Annotated in this window: 12 protein-coding genes and 3 pseudogenes; 8 read left to right on the top strand and 7 right to left on the bottom strand. The window is 40.4% G+C overall.

Annotation, left to right across the window (positions count from 1 at the left end):
- The first annotated feature begins 68 nt into the window (after positions 1-68).
- On the top strand, positions 69-926 hold the full coding sequence (locus EAE91_RS07625) for a glycosyltransferase (protein WP_214087953.1): 858 nt from the start codon (positions 69-71) through the stop codon (positions 924-926).
- Between the two features lie 59 nt (positions 927-985).
- Here EAE91_RS07625 and EAE91_RS07620 read toward each other — a convergent pair whose 3' ends face one another.
- The 4 genes from EAE91_RS07620 to manA all read right to left on the bottom strand — a co-directional run bounded on the left by EAE91_RS07620 (position 986) and on the right by manA (position 5,381).
- Positions 986-1,219, bottom strand: coding sequence for a hypothetical protein (locus EAE91_RS07620; RefSeq protein ID WP_214087952.1), 234 nt, complete (start codon positions 1,217-1,219; stop codon positions 986-988).
- Positions 1,220-1,436: 217 nt separating this feature from the next.
- Positions 1,437-2,438: an adenosine deaminase gene (gene add, locus EAE91_RS07615; RefSeq protein ID WP_214087951.1), complete on the bottom strand. Its 1,002-nt coding sequence runs from the start codon at positions 2,436-2,438 to the stop codon at positions 1,437-1,439.
- 77 nt (positions 2,439-2,515) lie between these two features.
- Positions 2,516-4,069 (bottom strand): YdgA family protein, encoded by a 1,554-nt coding sequence (locus EAE91_RS07610; protein ID WP_214087950.1) that lies wholly within the window; start codon positions 4,067-4,069, stop codon positions 2,516-2,518.
- Between the two features lie 139 nt (positions 4,070-4,208).
- Complete coding sequence (gene manA / locus EAE91_RS07605; RefSeq protein ID WP_214087949.1) at positions 4,209-5,381, bottom strand: mannose-6-phosphate isomerase; 1,173 nt, start codon at positions 5,379-5,381, stop codon at positions 4,209-4,211.
- Between the two features lie 179 nt (positions 5,382-5,560).
- Between manA and fumC the strand changes: the two genes are divergently transcribed.
- From fumC to EAE91_RS24125, 3 genes and pseudogenes are all read left to right on the top strand, one after another.
- Positions 5,561-6,955, top strand: a complete 1,395-nt coding sequence (gene fumC / locus EAE91_RS07600) for a class II fumarate hydratase (protein ID WP_214087948.1) — start codon at positions 5,561-5,563, stop codon at positions 6,953-6,955.
- Positions 6,956-7,048: 93 nt separating this feature from the next.
- A pseudogene (locus EAE91_RS24130) lies at positions 7,049-7,318 on the top strand (IS1096 element passenger TnpR family protein); the annotation flags it as partial.
- Positions 7,319-7,366: 48 nt separating this feature from the next.
- Positions 7,367-7,550 (top strand): annotated as a pseudogene (locus EAE91_RS24125) (type II toxin-antitoxin system PemK/MazF family toxin); the annotation flags it as partial.
- A gap of 80 nt (positions 7,551-7,630) precedes the next feature.
- On the opposite strand, the gene tus reads toward EAE91_RS24125, so the two are convergent.
- A complete protein-coding gene (gene tus / locus EAE91_RS07585; protein WP_214087946.1) occupies positions 7,631-8,557 on the bottom strand; it encodes a DNA replication terminus site-binding protein in 927 nt (308 codons plus the stop codon).
- Positions 8,558-8,902: 345 nt separating this feature from the next.
- Here tus and EAE91_RS07580 point away from each other — a divergent pair, with 345 nt between their 5' ends.
- Positions 8,903-10,015, top strand: coding sequence for a class II histone deacetylase (locus EAE91_RS07580; protein WP_214087945.1), 1,113 nt, complete (start codon positions 8,903-8,905; stop codon positions 10,013-10,015).
- A gap of 356 nt (positions 10,016-10,371) precedes the next feature.
- Here the strand turns inward: EAE91_RS07580 and EAE91_RS07575 are convergent, their stop codons facing one another.
- Positions 10,372-10,971 (bottom strand): lytic polysaccharide monooxygenase, encoded by a 600-nt coding sequence (locus tag EAE91_RS07575; protein ID WP_214087944.1) that lies wholly within the window; start codon positions 10,969-10,971, stop codon positions 10,372-10,374.
- A gap of 354 nt (positions 10,972-11,325) precedes the next feature.
- Between EAE91_RS07575 and EAE91_RS07570 the strand changes: the two are divergent.
- Positions 11,326-11,571 (top strand): annotated as a pseudogene (locus tag EAE91_RS07570) (ATP-binding cassette domain-containing protein); the annotation flags it as partial.
- Positions 11,572-11,685: 114 nt separating this feature from the next.
- On the opposite strand, the gene EAE91_RS07565 reads toward EAE91_RS07570, so the two are convergent.
- Positions 11,686-13,293 carry an ABC transporter substrate-binding protein gene (locus EAE91_RS07565; protein ID WP_214087943.1) on the bottom strand — a complete coding sequence of 536 codons (1,608 nt, stop codon included), beginning with the start codon at positions 13,291-13,293 and terminating at the stop codon, positions 11,686-11,688.
- 443 nt (positions 13,294-13,736) lie between these two features.
- Between EAE91_RS07565 and EAE91_RS07560 the strand changes: the two genes are divergently transcribed.
- Entirely contained in the window at positions 13,737-16,145 is a 2,409-nt protein-coding gene (locus tag EAE91_RS07560; protein ID WP_214087942.1) for a DMSO/selenate family reductase complex A subunit, read from the top strand.
- Positions 16,146-16,989: 844 nt separating this feature from the next.
- Positions 16,990-18,420 (top strand): gamma-aminobutyraldehyde dehydrogenase, encoded by a 1,431-nt coding sequence (locus tag EAE91_RS07555; protein WP_214087941.1) that lies wholly within the window; start codon positions 16,990-16,992, stop codon positions 18,418-18,420.
- Position 18,421 lies beyond the last annotated feature (1 nt).

Below are 18,421 nucleotides of genomic sequence, written 5' to 3'. Positions count from 1 at the left end.
GCGCTTGAAATAAGAGATAGAAACCAAGATTCTTGAAATAAAAATTAAGATTAAGGAATAATGAATTTATGACTCTAAGTATAATCATCCCTTCTTATAACAAAAAAGAAAGCCTAATGTCTTTGCTCTCTTTATTAAACAAGCAAAGCGCGGACTTTAGTGACTTCGAAGTAATAGTTGTAGATGATGGTTCTAGTGATGAAACTTGTCTTGCTGTTACTAAACGAGTTTATAACTATAAACTCAAGTATATATATGTACCTGACGAAGGTTTCCGTGTAGCCCGAGCGAGAAATATTGGAGCTAAGAATGCAAAAGGGGAGCTGTTAGCTTTTATTGACGCTGACGTACTTTTGCCAAGCTATTTCGTTAAGAGTGTGATCAAGTTCCATAACTCTAACCCACAATCAGTTTCGATTGGAAATGTATACGGTCTATACTCTGAAAATAAGTGGGATCTAAAAGTTGACCTAGATGATGTAGACAGTACAATTAAAAGGATGAAAGAATTAGGTGTTGGCAAAGATATTCGCCAAAGCTCGTATGCGAGATTCAATTATAAATTATTCTCCATGCCTGCACCCTGGGTTTTTTTATGGGGAACAATATTTAGTGTAGAAAAAAAACTATTTGAAAAAGTGGGCTGTTTTGATGAAAACTTTAAATCATGGGGTGGTGAAGATATTGATCTTGGTTTCCGGCTTCATAAAGCTAATTCTCAATTTCATTTGTTTGAGGGGATAGAAGGTGTACATCTGTCTCATCCAGAAAATGATGATGTAAACTATAAAACCAATTTAGAAAATAAAAATTATATTTCTGAGAAGTATAGTAACGAAATGACAGATTGGCTTATAAAAGAAGAGAATATATTTAAATTAAATGATGTAATAATTTCAAAAAACACTAACGAAAAGGATCGTTAATATGATTAACGTTGCTATCGCAGGTGTTGAAAATTGCTGTTCGTCTTTCTATCAAATTACTAAAAATAAAAAATTTCCCTGTATTTTAGTAATGCAGTAATTGGCGCAATTAAAAAAAACAACGCTAATCCAGCACATAAAAATTTAATTTTTACTGTTTTAGCCGTTTTAACTGTCATGAATACAAAAAATAAGCCTAACGGAACAGAGAAATACCAGAAATAACTGAAATACAATACGTAAATCATAAACAGCCAAATTATTACTGCTGTCGCTCCATCCAATACGGACATATTCCAGAACTCCTAACGTGTTTTGATAGATAAAGCATAAGGTCAAAATTACCAAAAAATCTACTAAAATCGACTAGAACCTATCATGTAGCTATTACCGCGTTTATATTGCGGTGACGTCCATATTCAGCACTATACGAACTACATATTTGTACATTATATTTCAAATATTAACCATAATCAGGAATGGGAGACTCCATTCCTGAGCTATTTATATTTAGCGACTTGCTGCTTTCATGCGTAATATCTGTTTTTCTGCATCACTGATAAAAGCAGTTTCCAGCCCATTTATCTGAGCCTGGCGAATTTGCGCGATAGATAAACCTGCGGCAGGTGCGGCAATTTCATATTCGTGTCGGATGTCGATGCCTTCAACTGCTGGATCATCGGTATTAATGGAAGCAAGAACACCTTTTTCCAGGAATCGTTTGAGTGGGTGGTCCAATAAAGAATTGACGGTGCTGGTTTGAAGGTTTGAGGTTAAACAGGATTCAATACCAATACGGTTTTCAATCAAGTAATCCATCAATACGGGGTCGGTAATGGCTTTTACCCCATGACCAATACGAGTGGCCCCTAATTCTCTAATTGCTTGCCAAATACTTTCAGCGCCAGCGGCTTCGCCGGCATGGATGGTTATGTGCCAGCCAGCATCACGGGCTTTGGTAAAATGAGATTGAAAAAGATGGCCGGGAAAACCTAATTCGTCACCTGCGAGATCTAATGCAGTAATATGTTGGCGATGGGCTAGCAGGGCAGCTAATTCCTGCGTACAGGCTTGTTCACCAAAAGTTCTACTTAAAATTCCAATAAGACGAATGTCGATGTCGTTATTTTGACGGGCAGAATGGATACCATCAATAATCGCCTCAACGACCCCTTCAACCGGCAATTTGTGGTTCATCGCCATGTAATAAGGGGAAAAACGTAATTCAGCATAGTCGAGTCCAGTATTGATGGCATCTTCAACATTTTCAATTGCAACACGACGGCAAGCGTCCAAATCAGCCAGTACCGCCACCCCCCAATCAAGTTTTTGCAAAAAGCTTACCAAGCTTGGTTCATTTTCAATAATTTGTACGTGAGGGCGTAGTGATTCCAGATCGTTTGCTGGAAGCTGAATATTATGTTGGTTGGCAAGATCTAAGATAGTCTCCGGCCGAATATTTCCATCAAGGTGGCGGTGTAAATCTGTCAGTGGGAGTTTTGTGTCAATCATATTCCAGTCCTTTTTTATATAAAAATGCCAGTCACATGCGTTGACTGGCAATTTAACAAAACGTTTATGGGCGCGTTTTACTGCGCAGGTTGCACAGTACCTTCTGCTTTTACTTTTCCACTGTCGTGGGTGTCGTCTTCTGGCATTGTTTGCTCTGGTGCTTCGTCGTCATCAGAAGAGTCGTCGGATAAATAGTATTCAGACAGGAACTGATGTAAGGGCATTTTCTTACCGTTCATTTCTACATTACCGTCTGCATAGTTAAACTTAATGCTGATAGCATCTTTATCAACCGTGGTAATTTTAAACAGTTGTCCTAATTGTTCAAACTGATTTATCTGTTGTTCAGCATTCTGTTCAGCCTTTGTTTTATCCATGCCATTCATTATCATTGACTGAGTGGAAAACTCAATCATCATAGGTCTTGGTAATGTGACATTCAGAGACATGTTCTGAATTAAAGTGCGGATAGCTTCTTCTGTTTTCATTGAATACAAGCTACTTTTATCTTTCGGTAAGCTCTTCAAACTCACGTGGTAATTAATGGTGCTTTCACCTTTGGCATTTTTCCAGGTTAATGGTTCGATACCAAATTGTGGATTGTTTTTCAGCAAAATAGGCAGGTTAGACAATACTGCGTCAATAATAGCGGTATCTGCCGCATCAGAAGAGAGATCACCAGAAGAGAGTGATTTGGCGGCTGCATCATTGTAAGCTTGAGTAAACTTACGCACGGCTTCACCATCCAGACGATCCGCGGTAATTGCAAACTTACCAGAACCAAAATCAATATTTTTCAGTTTGAGAGCATCTAAACTGTAAGTGATTTTCCCTTTCAGATTAGTTTCATCTTCACCGATATTTGAATCTATTTTAATACCGGAAAGCATCATATCTTCATTGCCGATGCCTTTTAGGCTGATTTCCTGAATTTTAATGCTTTGATCGCCAACGTAGATATCAAATTTGCCTTTTTTATTGGACAGATTTAAATCAATGCCTTTGACAAGGAAATTTTCGTCATTTTTATTGATGGCTAACTGGTCACTCTTGATTGCCAGTGATATCTCTTTCAGATCACGGCTAAGATCGGAAGTCAGTTTGGCACCAGAAAAATTAAACTTAGCGCCATTTTTTTCAAGATCGACAGGGATGATATCAACATCAGAAATAACAGAACCACTATAACTGACACGTGAGTCAGAAGTAAGCAGCGATTTTCCTTTAGTGATTTCAAACAGTGGTTTTAAAGCTCCATTATTCTCCAGTTCGGAATGAACGGAAGCCAGACTAGGAATTAAGGTTAATTTTTTCACTTGTGCAAGTGGGAAAGGGCCGTGATCAATCACAGACTTAATTGAAATCTCTTCACCTGGTTTAATTTCTGCGTTTCCAACGCCATCTTTAACTGTCAAAATGAGGCGGACGTCAGAACTGAACACGCCACGGTGGAAATCTTTACTCTGTAACATCAGACCTGTTTCAGGGAAAGCTTTTTTCATTTCAGCATTAGCGCGGGAAATAGATTGATCTATACGTTGTTCAATCTGCTTGCCTGTATACCATGAAGCCCCAGTCCAAGCTGCTCCTAAAGCAACAATAATGCCTACGGCCACTAACGATTTTTTCATAATGGAAATCCATCCTTTTAGCACATACTTTGTAGTAAGTAATATGTGCCCTCTAGTATAAAAACGGCCGTTAGCATCACTTGGAATTTAAGCAGTGCTTAACGGCCTGTGAATAAGTTTCAGGCCCAGATTGGCATTATTAATTAAAAACCTGGGCGGTAAAACCATCACCCTGAATAATCACAGCCTTTTCGGCAGCAGATATAAATACTGACTCACCTGGGAAAATTCTTAATTGGTGTTCTCCAGATTGTATAACTGTTTGACCTTCAACACAAAAAACAATCGATGCTGAATTGTTATCCAGTTTAATTGGCTGCTCTGATAGAGAATAAATAGAAAATGCAAAATCATCTACTGGAATAGGGAAGTTTTCCGCTGTTTTTTCCTGTTTTGGCAGAGTAAATAAGGTGTCTGCTGGTTTTGACACAAAATCAAGGTTTGCCATTAACTCGGGAATATCGATATATTTATTGGTCAAGCCTGCTCGTAGGACATTATCTGAGTTTGCCATAACTTCAAGAGCAACGCCTTCCAGATAAGCGTGAGGCGTGCGTGCACAGAGAAACATGGCTTGACCTGGTTCAAGCTCGATGACATTAAGTAAAAGTGGAATAAACAGGCCATTATCGTCAGGGTAAAACGCTGTCATTTTCTTGATGGAATCCCAAGGTTCACCGAGCCGACTGTTTAACGCTGATTTTAATACGCCAAGGGCTAACTGCTTTTGTTTACCACTCATATTAAGCAATTGGGAAAATAAGCAGGCAAGATTCTGTTCATTTGGTGTTTGAATAAAGTACGGAATCTTGGGATGGGCCGCAGTAACAAATTCCAGTAATTGCGCGATTTCGTTTAATGGCCGAAATCCATTCATTGCCCGGAAGGGGGTAAGAGCATAAACCAATTCGGGCTTATGGTTATCATCTTTGTAATTTCTTTTGGGTGAATCCAACGGAATACCGGCGATATTCTCTTTGACAAAACCATCTTCTGCGGATTTTTTATCAGGATGAACCTGAATTGAGAGAGGTTGAGCCGCGCACAATACCTTAAATAGGAAAGGCAAACGGTGAAATCTATCTGAAACTTTTTTCCCCAGATATTTTTCCGGATCACTGGCTATTAATTCATTTAAGGCGATTGGTTTTCCTGTTTCAGGATTGGTTACAAATGAACTGCTTTTAGGATGGGCACCCATCCATAATTCAGCCATTGGCAGATTATCTGGATTTTCAACACCATAAATATCCGTCAGGGCAGTTTGGCTTCCCCATGAATAGTGCTGGATCTGATTTATCATCTTCAACATGGCCGTTACTCTCTTTTTAAAAAAATCAATCTATTTCCTTTCTACCACAATACGATAAATACGACTTGGTTGGCATAATCAGGAACTAATATGTGGCATGATAACAGAATGTTAATCAGTTTATCTGCAAAGACTGATTATGCATATTCGATTATTCTGTGTGTTAAGGAGAGATAGTAATGGCAGCCACTCGCATTGAAAAAGACTCAATGGGGCCTATCGAAGTACCTGCTGACCAATTGTGGGGAGCGCAAACTCAACGCTCACTTGAGCATTTCCGCATTTCGCAGGAGAAAATGCCGGTTGCATTAATTCATGCTCTGGCGTTGACCAAACAGGCTGCGGCCAGTGTCAATATGGATTTGGGCCTTCTACCGCAAGAACGTGGAGAGGCAATTATTGCTGCTGCGAAAGAGGTGCTGGAAGGTAAACATCCGACAGAATTTCCGCTTGCTATCTGGCAGACCGGTTCTGGAACACAAAGTAACATGAACATGAACGAAGTGTTGGCGAACCGTGGTAGCGAGATCCTTGGCGGGGTGAGGGGGAATGAACGCCTTATCCATCCTAACGATGATGTAAATAAAAGTCAGAGTTCTAACGATGTTTTTCCAACAGCAATGCATGTTGCCGCTGTTATCGCGCTGCGTGAACACCTTATCCCTGAGCTGAAAATATTACAAAAAACATTGGCTGATAAAGCAGAAGCTTATAAGGATATCGTTAAAATTGGTCGTACACACTTGCAAGATGCGACGCCATTGACCCTTGGTCAGGAAATTTCTGGTTGGGCGGCAATGCTAACGCATAACCTGAAACACATTGAAGACAGTATTCCCCATGTTTGTGAACTGGCACTAGGGGGAACTGCGGTTGGCACCGGTTTAAATACTCATCCTGAATATGCTGTTCGTGTTGCTAAGAAATTGGCTGAACTGACCAGCCATCCGTTTGTCACTGCACCAAATAAATTTGAAGCACTGGCGACTTGTGATGCTCTGGTTCATTCTCATGGCGCATTAAAAGGTCTGGCTGCATCCATGATGAAGATTGCAAACGATGTTCGTTGGTTGGCTTCCGGTCCTCGCTGTGGTATCGGCGAAATTTCAATTCCTGAAAATGAACCGGGTAGTTCAATCATGCCAGGTAAAGTTAACCCAACTCAGTGTGAAGCGGTGACTATGCTTTGTGCTCAGGTGATGGGTAATGATGTTGCTATTAATATTGGTGGTGCATCGGGCAACTTTGAGCTAAACGTGTTCCGCCCAATGGTGATTAATAACTTCCTGCAATCCATTCGCTTGCTGGCTGATGGTATGCACAGCTTCAATGAACATTGTGCAGTTGGTATCGAACCTAACCGTGATCGCATTACTCAGTTGCTGAATGAATCTCTGATGTTAGTAACGGCGCTGAATACACATATCGGTTATGACAAAGCCGCCGAAATTGCTAAGAAAGCCCATAAAGAAGGGCTGACATTGAAACAGTCGGCGATGAAATTGGGTTATCTGACAGAAGCTGAGTTTGATGAGTGGGTTCGTCCAGAAGATATGGTTGGCAGTTTGAAATAATAGTTGTTTAGCCATGAAAAGCTGACCGGAGACGAGTGCTCCGGTTTTTTATTTCACGATCTTTAAATTATTTTTTGCCTTTACTAAACGGGAATCCATGCCAAAGTCCAGGGGCAGGATGATCATCTGCATCAATTCCGTATTTATGGCAAAAATTACGGTATTTCCTACTCCGGTGGGATTGGGTTTCCTGACAATCCTTACAAAATCATGCTGAATGACTTTGAATTTGATGCCGGTGACCGTTTTACCTACGAGTACAACTTTTTCGAACACTGGATTCATGATATCCGTATTGAAACGGTTCTCGAAAATTCTAATTTAACGTCCCCATTTTGTTTGGCCGGAAATAGAATGCCCGACGCGACGTTAGGCGATGAAGCTGATAAAACACTGGCATTGCTTGACGTAATTACCAGCAGTGGTAATTTTGCCCGTACCGCTGGACGGTGCTGGTACACGTACAACCGGCGTTGTGCGCTGCGATCAGCCGCGCACAATTGACATGGGCGCACGGGGCGGAAAGCGGCTTGAGCATGTGCCTGCAAAAATCATGGATGACGTTCTGGCCCGACTGACCGTAATTCTTAGTTGAATCAATAACGTGAATATGTTGCTGGCATTGCCTGTTCCTGACTTGCATAAGCACCTCCTCGGTCAAATAAGCAACATGCACTAAATCTCACGATATAAATGTAGCCTTGGAATAACCAATTCCAGTGGTTTGGCTTTGGGTTTATAGCGATGGACTATGGCATTGGCATCATAGTTAGCAAGTCTCCCTATCTTTGGTTGGTTATCGCCATAGTTAACATAAAATGCAATTATTGGCAGGGGACAAGCATACTGCACCTGTTTTTGTTGTTCCGCATACCAGACTCGTGCAATGGGTTGTACTTTCACTGGTCGCTTGATTTTTAAAACCACATCATCAGGTAATTTTTTTATATCGATAATTTCTTTTGCGACCAATGCTGCCCATTGTTCACGAGAATAGGGGGAAACTGCACGTCCAGAGTTATAGCTTTTCTCCAAACGTTGCAGAATTTGATCTTTTGTGACTTTATTGATGATATTTTTATTTGCCCAACCAAAGCGAACTGAATCGGGATTGAGAAGGGGAGTGATGGTTCTGTAAGCGTTTAAAGTTATCAGACCATGTAACTGACTGTGAACAAACTCAAACCGCTGTTCTTTATCTACCCCTGATTGCACTGTTACGATATGTTCAAGTTCTGCTTTCAACTTATTTATTTCCTCAATCAATAGTAAAGCAGAGCGATATTGCTGTTGGTTTACAGAAAAACATAATACACCGGGAAGGCGAACGGCAGCTTTACTACTGATATTTTGGTTATTGTGATATATAAATAGCTTCTGGTAATGACTTAACCCTATATTTAATGCGTCATTACCCGTCGTTTCATTAACAATTATTTCCGTTATTGGCTCATGTTCATTACCTTTTTCTACATCAGGCAGAATAAACACATGAGCGGCCGCCAGAGAATAGCTATTTAATTGTTCATGCAGTTGTTTCAACTTGTTCTCTTGTTTTTGAAAACAACTATTCAAATCTTCGATTGATAAATATTTACTCATTTGAATAACACAATTAGTTACAACATACTTTTTATTATAGAACAAAAGGTGAAAACATCAAACTCACAAGTCGCACTCAAAAGCAAAGCATGAAACTCACATACACCGGACGCATGTTCAATCGCCTATAAAACTTAAATCATCGATGCCCACGATAGCATGACGGTTTTCGGATTTAAGCCACTACAGGTAGAAATGGTTATTTAAAAGTTGGTGGTTATCGCAACTACCCGGTTATCACTCTTTTTAGCATTGTCACTTTTATGGGAGCTTAGGCATAATCTGTTTTTGTTTTGATTATGTTAATGATGATATATGAATTAATTTAATTAGAAGGAAGGGATGATGAAACGAAAAACGGGGTTTTTCTTTGATGAATATTGTTTTTGGCATAGTACTGGCATGCATGTAACGACTCTGCCTGTCGGTGGTTGGGTTCAGCCTTCTTCTGGAGCTGCACATGCTGAATCGCCGGAAACAAAACGGCGGTTAAAAAATTTGATGGATGTATCAGGCTTGAGCCACTCCTTGCACCTTTCTTCGGCCTCACCTATTGATGAGCAAACACTACGTAAAATTCATCCCGAAGAATACCTAGAGCGGTTTAAGCAAGTCAGTGACAACGGTGGAGGAATGCTTGGTACAGAAGCCCCTCTGGGACCGGGAAGCTATGAAATTGCTAAGCTCTCAGCTGGCCTTGCTTGTGCTGCGGTGAAAGCCGTGCTTAGTGGTGAACTTGATAATGCTTACAGCCTTTCTCGACCACCAGGTCATCACTGTTTGCCTGATAAACCTATGGGATTTTGTTTTCTGGCAAATATCCCATTGGCAATTGAACACGCAAAAGCACATTTTGATTTAAAACGAGTTGCAGTCATTGATTGGGATGTTCACCACGGTAATGGTACTCAGCATATTTATTGGGATCGCTCTGATGTTTTGACCATCTCAATGCATCAGGATGGTTGTTTCCCTAACGGATACAGCGGTGAAGATGATATCGGGGAAGGTGAAGGAACAGGTTATAACCTGAATATCCCATTACTTGCTGGAGCCGGACATAATAGCTATATCTATGCAATGACACAGATAGTACTTCCTGCGCTTGAACGCTTTAAACCGGAACTGATTATTGTCGCCTGTGGCTATGATGCGAATGCGGTGGACCCTTTGGCAAGGATGCAGCTCCATAGTGAAAGTTTTCGGGAGATGACCCAGCTAGTGCAGCAGGCAGCAGATAGTTTATGCGATGGAAAACTCGTTGTTGTTCATGAAGGCGGATATGCGGAGTCTTATGTACCATTCTGTGGATTGGCTGTACTTGAACAGATGAGCGGCATTCGTACAGAAGTCAAAGATCCAATGTTAGATTCTATACGTTTGCAGCAGCCAAGAGCCGAGTTTGAGCTATTTCAACAGCAACAGATTGATAAATTTAAAGAAAAATTCGGTCTTTGAGCTTTGTTACGTCGGTTTGCTCCGCATAGTTTGGGAGCAAACCTATAAGACTAATAAGGGGCGGTGCGTACATTTCCCTGAAAATGTCTCACTTTCATAACTTTACCCCAACAATTCTTTATCAAAATATTTTCTAGTTGACAAATATGCTTCATATAGTCGCGCACTTAATACGCGAATAATGACTATTTTATCGATTTTTTCTATTAACCAAGCATGGGGTTAATTTTGTTTTCATAAACATCAGTGTTTACATCGAAATTAACTGAGTTCAATAGATGGAATAAGAAGTTCGATAAACAGGAACAGCATCATGCTGTTCCCGATAATAGTTATTTTATAAGATGTACCTAATATCAAGCAGGGCTAATTGTTGTATCAATTACTTGGTAAAATGCATTTAGGGTATCTGAGATTGTCCAAACACCCAGTATAACGTGATAGCCTTGATAACCCTCTGGTAAGGTACATTTATTAATAACTCTGCTGCCCGGCATTTTTTCCTGATAATCCTCAAAGCAGAAAGGTGTACTATTAAATTGCTCTCTGGTTAAAGGCTTATTGGGCTCCCAATCAGGTTTGGTAATAAAATATTCCCAACTTGCGGTTTTGTGTTGAATCACAATTTCCCACTGGAACTCAATCTCACCGGCAGTAATTGGGACTTTTTTCCAGCGATCTTCGGTTTGAACATCCAATGCGCCAAAATGACCAATGCCAGCGCTGGCAATATGGCCATCTTCTGGGCCAGCCTGTGGAAAGCCTTTCTTAGCTTCAAGAGATTGAGGCTCATATTTGACCAACCCACAATCCGTATTTTGTTCATTTCCCTGCGCAGAACAAAGGAATGCCCGACTTCCTGGGCTATCAATATAACCATGAGCCCATGTGCCATTAGATAAAGCTGTAATTATCGTAGTGGCTAAAGCCATCACTTTCACTTTATGTTTATACATAATAGTGTCCTCCACTTTACAGGATAATTTATCTACGACAAATAAAGCCCTAGGACTTAACTATCAATTCTAGATAAATATAATATGATTATCCATTTCATAAATTGATTAATAATCTAATTATATTAAGTTATTGAAATTTTGTTTTAAATATGCCTGTTACTATTTTTTGTAATACAAAATGATATGATTTTCCTAATTTATTTGGCATGGCTTATATTGTTCATTAATCACTAGATTTAAAGTTCCGTACTGAATTTGCTCTATACGTATAGTCAAACGATTTTTATTATCAAAATATGGCTATTTAAAATGACCACTTAATCCTCAAAACAGAAAGGTGTCCAAGGAGGGAAATTATCCGGAGGGGAGAAACAACAGATTGTGATAGCAAGAGTAATATTACGCAATCCTTTGATGATTATATTAGATGAACCAACTTCCATTCTAGACTCAAAGATTGAATATAAAATCATTGATGTTTTGAAAAAACGGGTTAAAACTTTGTTAATTGTAACTTATCGTCAAGATTTAAAATCGCTAGCAGATATTATTTATGAGTTAGACTCAAATGTAAAAATTAACCAGTGGTCAATTTAGGAAATGTATTAATTAATAATTTACCAATATATTACGGTTTAAAATTATTACGGTTTAAAACAATCAACCTGTTAAAAACCGTAATATAGACTTAAATGTTACAATAACATTCTATTAATGCTTAACAACATAAAGATCTTTTGTCGACACAAAACCCAATGGACTCATATAATATCCACCAATATAAGGCTTAACTAATCTAACGCCGATATAGTAATAAACGGGAATTGCTGGTACATCTTTTGCCAGAATGTCTTCTGCTTGCTGAAAATATTTTCGATCATTTGTTGCTTTAGCTTTATTTATCAAATCATCATAAGCAGGATTGCTATATAAGAATGTATTATTAGAACTATCAGTAACAAAATTATTTAAAAACGAGGCAGGATTATCATAATCAGCAATCCGCGCATATCTTACCATCTCAAAATTACCTTGACGAATAACGTCCAACATAGCTTTTCGTTCTTGGTTCTGCAAAACAATATCTACATCCAGACTTTTTTTCCACATTGAAGTCGCCGCAATAGCAATTCGTTTATGCTCTTCTGATGTATTATAAAGAAGTTTAAATTTCAATGGGTTATCTTTATTGTAACCCGCTTCATTTAGCAATTGCCTGGCTTCCTCAACTCTTTCCTGTTGTGTCCATGATGCATAATCAGGCTGACCTAAATCCATTCCTCCGGTATTAGGTGGGGTATGATTATAAGCTGGCTCTTGGCCTTGCCCTAAAACTTTATTCGCTATGATCTCTTTATCTAAAGCCAGATTCAATGCCTGTCTGACCCTGACATCATTAAAAGGCGCTTTTTGATTGTTAAAATCATAATAATAAACACCTAATGCTGGCGTGATATGAACCTGACTACCTAATTTGGCCTTTAAGGATTTAAATAAAATTGATGGAATATTCTTGGTGATATCAATTTCATCGGCCAAATAGCGATTTATATCTGCTGTTTCTGATGCTATTGGAAGATAAGTGACTTTGTTAATAACAGTATGGGCATTATCCCAATATTGTGGGTTCCTAATTCCAACAACTTTTTCGTTAACAACCCATTCGGTTAACTTAAATGGTCCACTACTGACAAATACATCGGAGCGAGCCCATTTTTCGCCATATTTTTCAACCGCTTTTTGGCTGATGGGTACCATGACAGGATACGCCAACATCTGTAAAAAATAGGATACCGGTTGTTCTAAGGTCACTTCCAAAGTCAAATTATCCAGTGCTTTTACACCTAATTCATCAATTCTTTTCTTACCAGAAACAATATCTTTAGCATTGACTACGTGCATGTTTCCAAGGTAACTGCCATACGGAGACGCAATTTGGGGATCAACTAAACGCCGCCAGCTAAAAACCACATCATGGGCAGTAATAGGGGAACCATCAGACCACTTTATTCCTTTTCTTAGATGAAATAACCACACTTTATTATCTTTGGTTTCCCAACTGACCGCTAAATCAGGATTGATTTTTCCATCGCTGCCCGCGCTGACTAATCCACTGAAAAAGTCATGAATAATATTGAATTCAACATCATTTTCAACTTTATGAACATCAAGAGATACAGGTTCTGAACCATTATTGCGAACGATATCTTGATTAACTGATAATAATGTACCTGCTGGAATAATTGCGGCATGGGATAATGCCATATTGCCAAATATAATGCCTGTGAATAAGGATATATTCCTTAATGTTTTATTCATCGTTTGTTCTCCAAGAAGATCTCATTTGAGGTATCCATTTCAGGGGAGTCAGTTATTTGATAATTAAGATTTTTATGCAATCTTGCAAACCAAACTTTAAAATTTTTATGACTATTTTAGATGTTAAGTTAAAATTATATGATTCTATTGAATACCCTATTTTGAATGCGAGAGGTATAACTATCATTAAGTATTAGTATAAAATACTTATCGCTACTCCATCAACATCATGAAATTTAAGTAGTAAATTTATATACATCCTGAAATATTCACTTGTGATATGAGTTGTTTTAAAATTTTCATTTCAGCATCAATTCGTTGACCAGATTTAGCAAAACTTTTCAATAAAATGTGATCTAAATTGTATTAATCCTTGATCATCAACGCTTAAACCGTTTTTTCTAAATAACATCCAACGAATGAGATGCAATGTGGAGGCTAATATGAAACATAGAAAAATAAATTATGAAGCCAATGAACAGAATGATGACCTGACGGCCAGCCATCGTCGTTTTATTCAAGCGAGTGCAGCGCTTATATCTATTCCTTTTGTTTCTACCCGCCAAGCAACCGCCGAAGAGAAAACAAGCCAAAATTCACTCCTGATTCATGTTATTGATGCAGGTGAAACGAAAGTCGTACCCACCTGTAGTACGTTTGATTGCGGAGGAAGATGCGATATCCGAGCTCATGTTCGAGAAGGTGTTGTTACCCGCATCACCACCAGACCTGATCATGAACTTGATGAAGCAATGCCGATCATGCGCGCTTGCGTTCGCGGCGGGGGCTATCGCAAATTTGTTTATCATCCTGATCGTTTAAAATATCCGATGAAACGAGTTGGTAAGCGGGGAGAGGGGAAATTTGAACGAATCTCCTGGGATGAAGCGACAACCATTATTGCGGATAAGCTAAAAAGTATTACTGAGAAATATGGTCCGGCTTGCCGCTACGTTAGCGTTAATACCGCGGTAATCGGTGGTGTATCATCAGGTGATAAAATGTTGCGTCGTTTACTCAATATTACCGGCGGACATTTACAATTTTACCATTCCGTGAGTATGGGCAATACAGCGGCAGCGACACCCTATACCTATGGCGTAGCAACTTCGGGTAGCACATTGGATACCTTAGAAAATACCCCTTTGGTGATCCTTTGGGGCCATAATCCGGCTGAAACTATTTTTGGTCACTCCAACCACTATTTCCAGAAGATGAAAAAAAACGGCACCCAATTTATTGTTGTCGATCCCCGTTATTCTGATTCTGCATCCTCATTGGCTGACCAATGGATTCCTTTGCTGCCAACAACGGATAACGCATTAATGGATGCAATGATGTATGTGATTGTCAGTGAAAACCTGCACGATAAAGAATTTATCGATCGTTATACAATTGGTTTTGATGAAGACAATATGCCGGATGGCGTTCCTGCCAATGAATCTCTGGTTGCTTACCTGACAGGCGCTAAAGATAACATTGTGAAAACACCAGAATGGGCTGAAAAAATCACTAAAGTGCCGACAAATATCATTCGTCAGCTTGCCCGTGAATATGCCAGTACTAAACCCGCGGCTCTGATTCAAGGATGGGGACCACAACGTCATATCTGTGGTGAACGTGTTGCACGTGGTGCAACAATTTTGGCCACAATAACCGGTAATGTGGGTAAAAAAGGAGGATGGGCAGCAGGTTTCAGTGGTGTCGCTGGCAATAAATACCTTTATGGACTCGATCTTGGTAAAAACCCAGTAAAAGAAAAAATCTCCGTGATGAACTGGGTCCAGGCAGCCGATGATGCCAGTAAAATCACCCCGGCTGACGGTTTAGTTGGTGCCGATAAGCTGAATACCAATATCCGTGTGTTATTCTCACTGGCCGGTAATTACCTTGCAAATCAAAATCCAGATATCAATCAGGCAGTAAAAATATTAGCAGATGAATCTAAAATTGAATTGATTGTCTCCAGTGATCTTTATCTAGCGCCAAGCGCCCGATACGCAGATATTTTATTGCCGGAAACCAGTTTTATGGAACGCTGGAATATTGCCCATCCTTGGGGCACTGGCAGTTATTTCATGCTGTCATCAAAATTAATCGAACCTGAATTCGAACGGCGCTCTGATTATGAATGGATACGCGAAGTTGCAGCAAAACTGGGCGTTGAACAGGAATTCAGCCAAGGCCGTGACGAAAAAGCGTGGATAGCCCATATTATGGAATCTAATCGTCAGGCTATGCCAAAAGAAAATTTACCCACGTTTGAGGAATTACAACGGACGCACAAACATCTTTTCAAAATACCGTCTTATGTCGCTTTTGAAGAAAATATTCGTGACCCAGAAAACCATCCATTTCCCACACCTTCGGGAAAAATAGAGATATTTTCTAAACGTCTGTACGACATGCAACATCCTGAAATCCCTGCGTTATCACATTATGTGCCGGCATTCGAAGGGCCGGAGGATAAATTAACTGAAAAATACCCACTGCAATTAATTACCTGGAAAGGGAAAAACCGCACCAATTCAACCCAATATTCAAATCCTTGGTTAAAGGAGGTGCAAACCCAGAAGTTGTGGATTAATCCGCTGGATGCGCAGAAACGTAAAATTAAACAAGGGGATTTGGTTCGGGTATTTAATGATCGCGGAGTTTCTATGATCCCGGCGGAGGTAACTCAACGTATTATCCCCGGCGTGGTAGCAATGCCAACCGGCGCATGGTGGCAACCGGATAAACATGGTGTTGATTGGGGCGGTTGTGTCAATGTGCTGACATCATCCCGTCAGACCCCGCTTGCACATGGAAACTCTCATCAAACATTACTGGTCGAGGTCAATAAAGCATGAGTAAATTTATATAATATGTGCGCCGCTGTTTGTTTCCCTAAATCGATTACCGTTAAACCTATTATCAGTAAGACAGCGATAACGGATTCCTACCCTTATTATGTTCAAACATGCCATTCTTGCCAGCAACAATTTAGTAGCTGGCAAACCCATGCTATTGAATGTCATATTTGTGCTCGTCATCAATATGGGATGCGTGAAGTATATACCCGTCATCTTTCAAGTTGCTTCTTTGTTGGCTGCACTCACTCCGGTCACATAGTTCTCTATGCTCCAGGGGATTCGCTCCTTTGCCGCCGCGGTGCATCTTGAAATCAATAGGGTATAGTCCGAAATAGTTCATTTTGAAAATATTCTTAGCGAAATAAAATCATTTCTTGATAGATAACTTTATTATGGATGCTGGGCAATTTGTTAGTAATAATATCATTTAAAAATGAATCATGAGTTATCTTATAGATTCGGCGTAATGCAGCTAATCTGTATTATAATTCCTGCGAATAAAGATATATTTTTTATTGTCTTTATTCATCGTAATTTCTCCAATAAGACTTCTTTTTTTATATTGATGTTGCAGATTGAGCAATCTCTGATATTAGCTAGATTGTAAATAATCCTGCCGAGAAATAACCCAAAATCTTTTCTTCCAGTTAAAAAAATCCTCGATCCTGTTCACAGAACGGCATATTTTCTTGAACAGGAATGTCTAAAGTTACATCTATGTATGTATCTAATTACTCTTTTATTTTTGTTTTTTTAGTTGAAAAATTAACATCTATATCTCGATTGAACATATTAAGTTATAGGTTATATTTTATATTATCTAATCCATCAGGAGGTAATCATGGCGGTACCAACGCTCAGGCATTTCATTAATAGTCAGTATGTTGAATCTAAAAGTTCCGAATATTTTGACCTAGTAAGTCCAGTCACTGGTGAAACCTATGCGCGTTCTCCTAACGCGACTGTGGAAGATATTGATAAAGCTTATGCATCGGCTAAAGAGGCATTCAAAATCTGGGGGCGCAGCACACCGTCAGCGCGTCAACAGGCGTTGCTGGCATTAGCCGATGTGGTGGAAAAAAACTCTGAACGTCTGATCGAAGCGCAAAGCCGCAATACAGGGCAGCTAAAGCATCTGATTGCCTCTGAGGAAGTTGCAACGTCAGTGGATCATATCCGTTTCTTCGCTGGTGCCGCCCGTTTTCTGGAAGGCAAAGCGACGGCTGAATACCTTCCTGATATGACAACCAGCATTCGGCGTGAACCGCTAGGCGTGGTGGGGCAAGTTACGCCGTGGAACTACCCGCTGATGATGGCAGTATGGAAGATAGCACCTGCGCTGGCAGCGGGTAATACTGTGGTACTCAAACCGAGCGATACCACGCCGGAAAGTACTCTGTTGCTGGCTGAACTGGCCGCTCCGTTTTTCCCTATAGGTGCATTCAACGTGGTGCTAGGTAATGCCAGCGCAGGCTCTCTGGTCGTTTCACACAAAACGCCAGCTATGGTTTCCATCACCGGTTCCGTGCGTGCAGGTTTGCAGGTTGCCTCTTCGGCGGCGGCTAATCTCACCAGAGCACATTTGGAGCTAGGTGGCAAAGCGCCAGTAGTTGTTTTCGCCGATGCAGATATGGACAAAGCGGTGGAGACCATCGCTACCGCGGGGTATTTCAATGCAGGTCAGGATTGTACAGCAGCCTCGCGTGTGCTGGTGCATGAATCTGTTTACGATACCTTCGTCGCTAAACTGGTGGCGGCAGCTAAAGCTACCCGCTTTGGCTATCCAGAAGATGAAGAGGCTCTGTATGGGCCACTCAATAATGTTCGTCAGCTAGAGCAGGTCAAAGGGTTCATTGCGCGTTTGCCCGCTCATGCCTGTATCGAAACAGGAGGCCGTCAGGCCGAACGCTCGGGTTATTACTTTGAACCCACAGTAATTACCGGTCTGGAGCAACACGACGAAGCAATTCAGACCGAGATTTTCGGTCCGGTTATCACGGTGCAGAAGTTCCGCGATGAACAGGATGCCATAGAGAAAGCTAACGACGTGAAATACGGGCTGGCATCCAGTGTCTGGACCCGCGATCATGGCCGCGCCTTGCGTCTATCACGTGAACTCGATTTCGGTACTGTCTGGATTAACACCCATATTCCTCTCACGGCAGAAGCGCCGCACGGCGGCTTCAAAAGCTCCGGATATGGTAAAGATCTGTCGGCTTATGGCTTCGATGAATATACGCGTATCAAACATGTGATGAGTTCCAACGACTGAC

Origin of the sequence: Photorhabdus noenieputensis, from assembly GCF_018448935.1 — a bacterium.
In the GTDB taxonomy this organism is placed as follows: Bacteria; Pseudomonadota; Gammaproteobacteria; order Enterobacterales; family Enterobacteriaceae; genus Photorhabdus; species Photorhabdus noenieputensis.
Note: the sequence above shows the minus strand (reverse complement) of the source record. Positions and strands in the feature narration are given on the sequence as shown.

Excerpts from the sequence above, each read along its gene's own strand:
- EAE91_RS07625 (WP_214087953.1), top strand. The coding sequence starts at position 69 with ATGACTCTAAGTATAATCATCCCTTCTTATAACAAAAAAGAAAGCCTA.
- EAE91_RS07620 (WP_214087952.1), bottom strand. The coding sequence starts at position 1,219 with ATGTCCGTATTGGATGGAGCGACAGCAGTAATAATTTGGCTGTTTATG.
- add (WP_214087951.1), bottom strand. The coding sequence starts at position 2,438 with ATGATTGACACAAAACTCCCACTGACAGATTTACACCGCCACCTTGAT.
- EAE91_RS07610 (WP_214087950.1), bottom strand. The coding sequence starts at position 4,069 with ATGAAAAAATCGTTAGTGGCCGTAGGCATTATTGTTGCTTTAGGAGCA.
- manA (WP_214087949.1), bottom strand. The coding sequence starts at position 5,381 with ATGTTGAAGATGATAAATCAGATCCAGCACTATTCATGGGGAAGCCAA.
- fumC (WP_214087948.1), top strand. The coding sequence starts at position 5,561 with ATGGCAGCCACTCGCATTGAAAAAGACTCAATGGGGCCTATCGAAGTA.
- tus (WP_214087946.1), bottom strand. The coding sequence starts at position 8,557 with ATGAGTAAATATTTATCAATCGAAGATTTGAATAGTTGTTTTCAAAAA.
- EAE91_RS07580 (WP_214087945.1), top strand. The coding sequence starts at position 8,903 with ATGAAACGAAAAACGGGGTTTTTCTTTGATGAATATTGTTTTTGGCAT.
- EAE91_RS07575 (WP_214087944.1), bottom strand. The coding sequence starts at position 10,971 with ATGTATAAACATAAAGTGAAAGTGATGGCTTTAGCCACTACGATAATT.
- EAE91_RS07565 (WP_214087943.1), bottom strand. The coding sequence starts at position 13,293 with ATGAATAAAACATTAAGGAATATATCCTTATTCACAGGCATTATATTT.
- EAE91_RS07560 (WP_214087942.1), top strand. The coding sequence starts at position 13,737 with ATGAAACATAGAAAAATAAATTATGAAGCCAATGAACAGAATGATGAC.
- EAE91_RS07555 (WP_214087941.1), top strand. The coding sequence starts at position 16,990 with ATGGCGGTACCAACGCTCAGGCATTTCATTAATAGTCAGTATGTTGAA.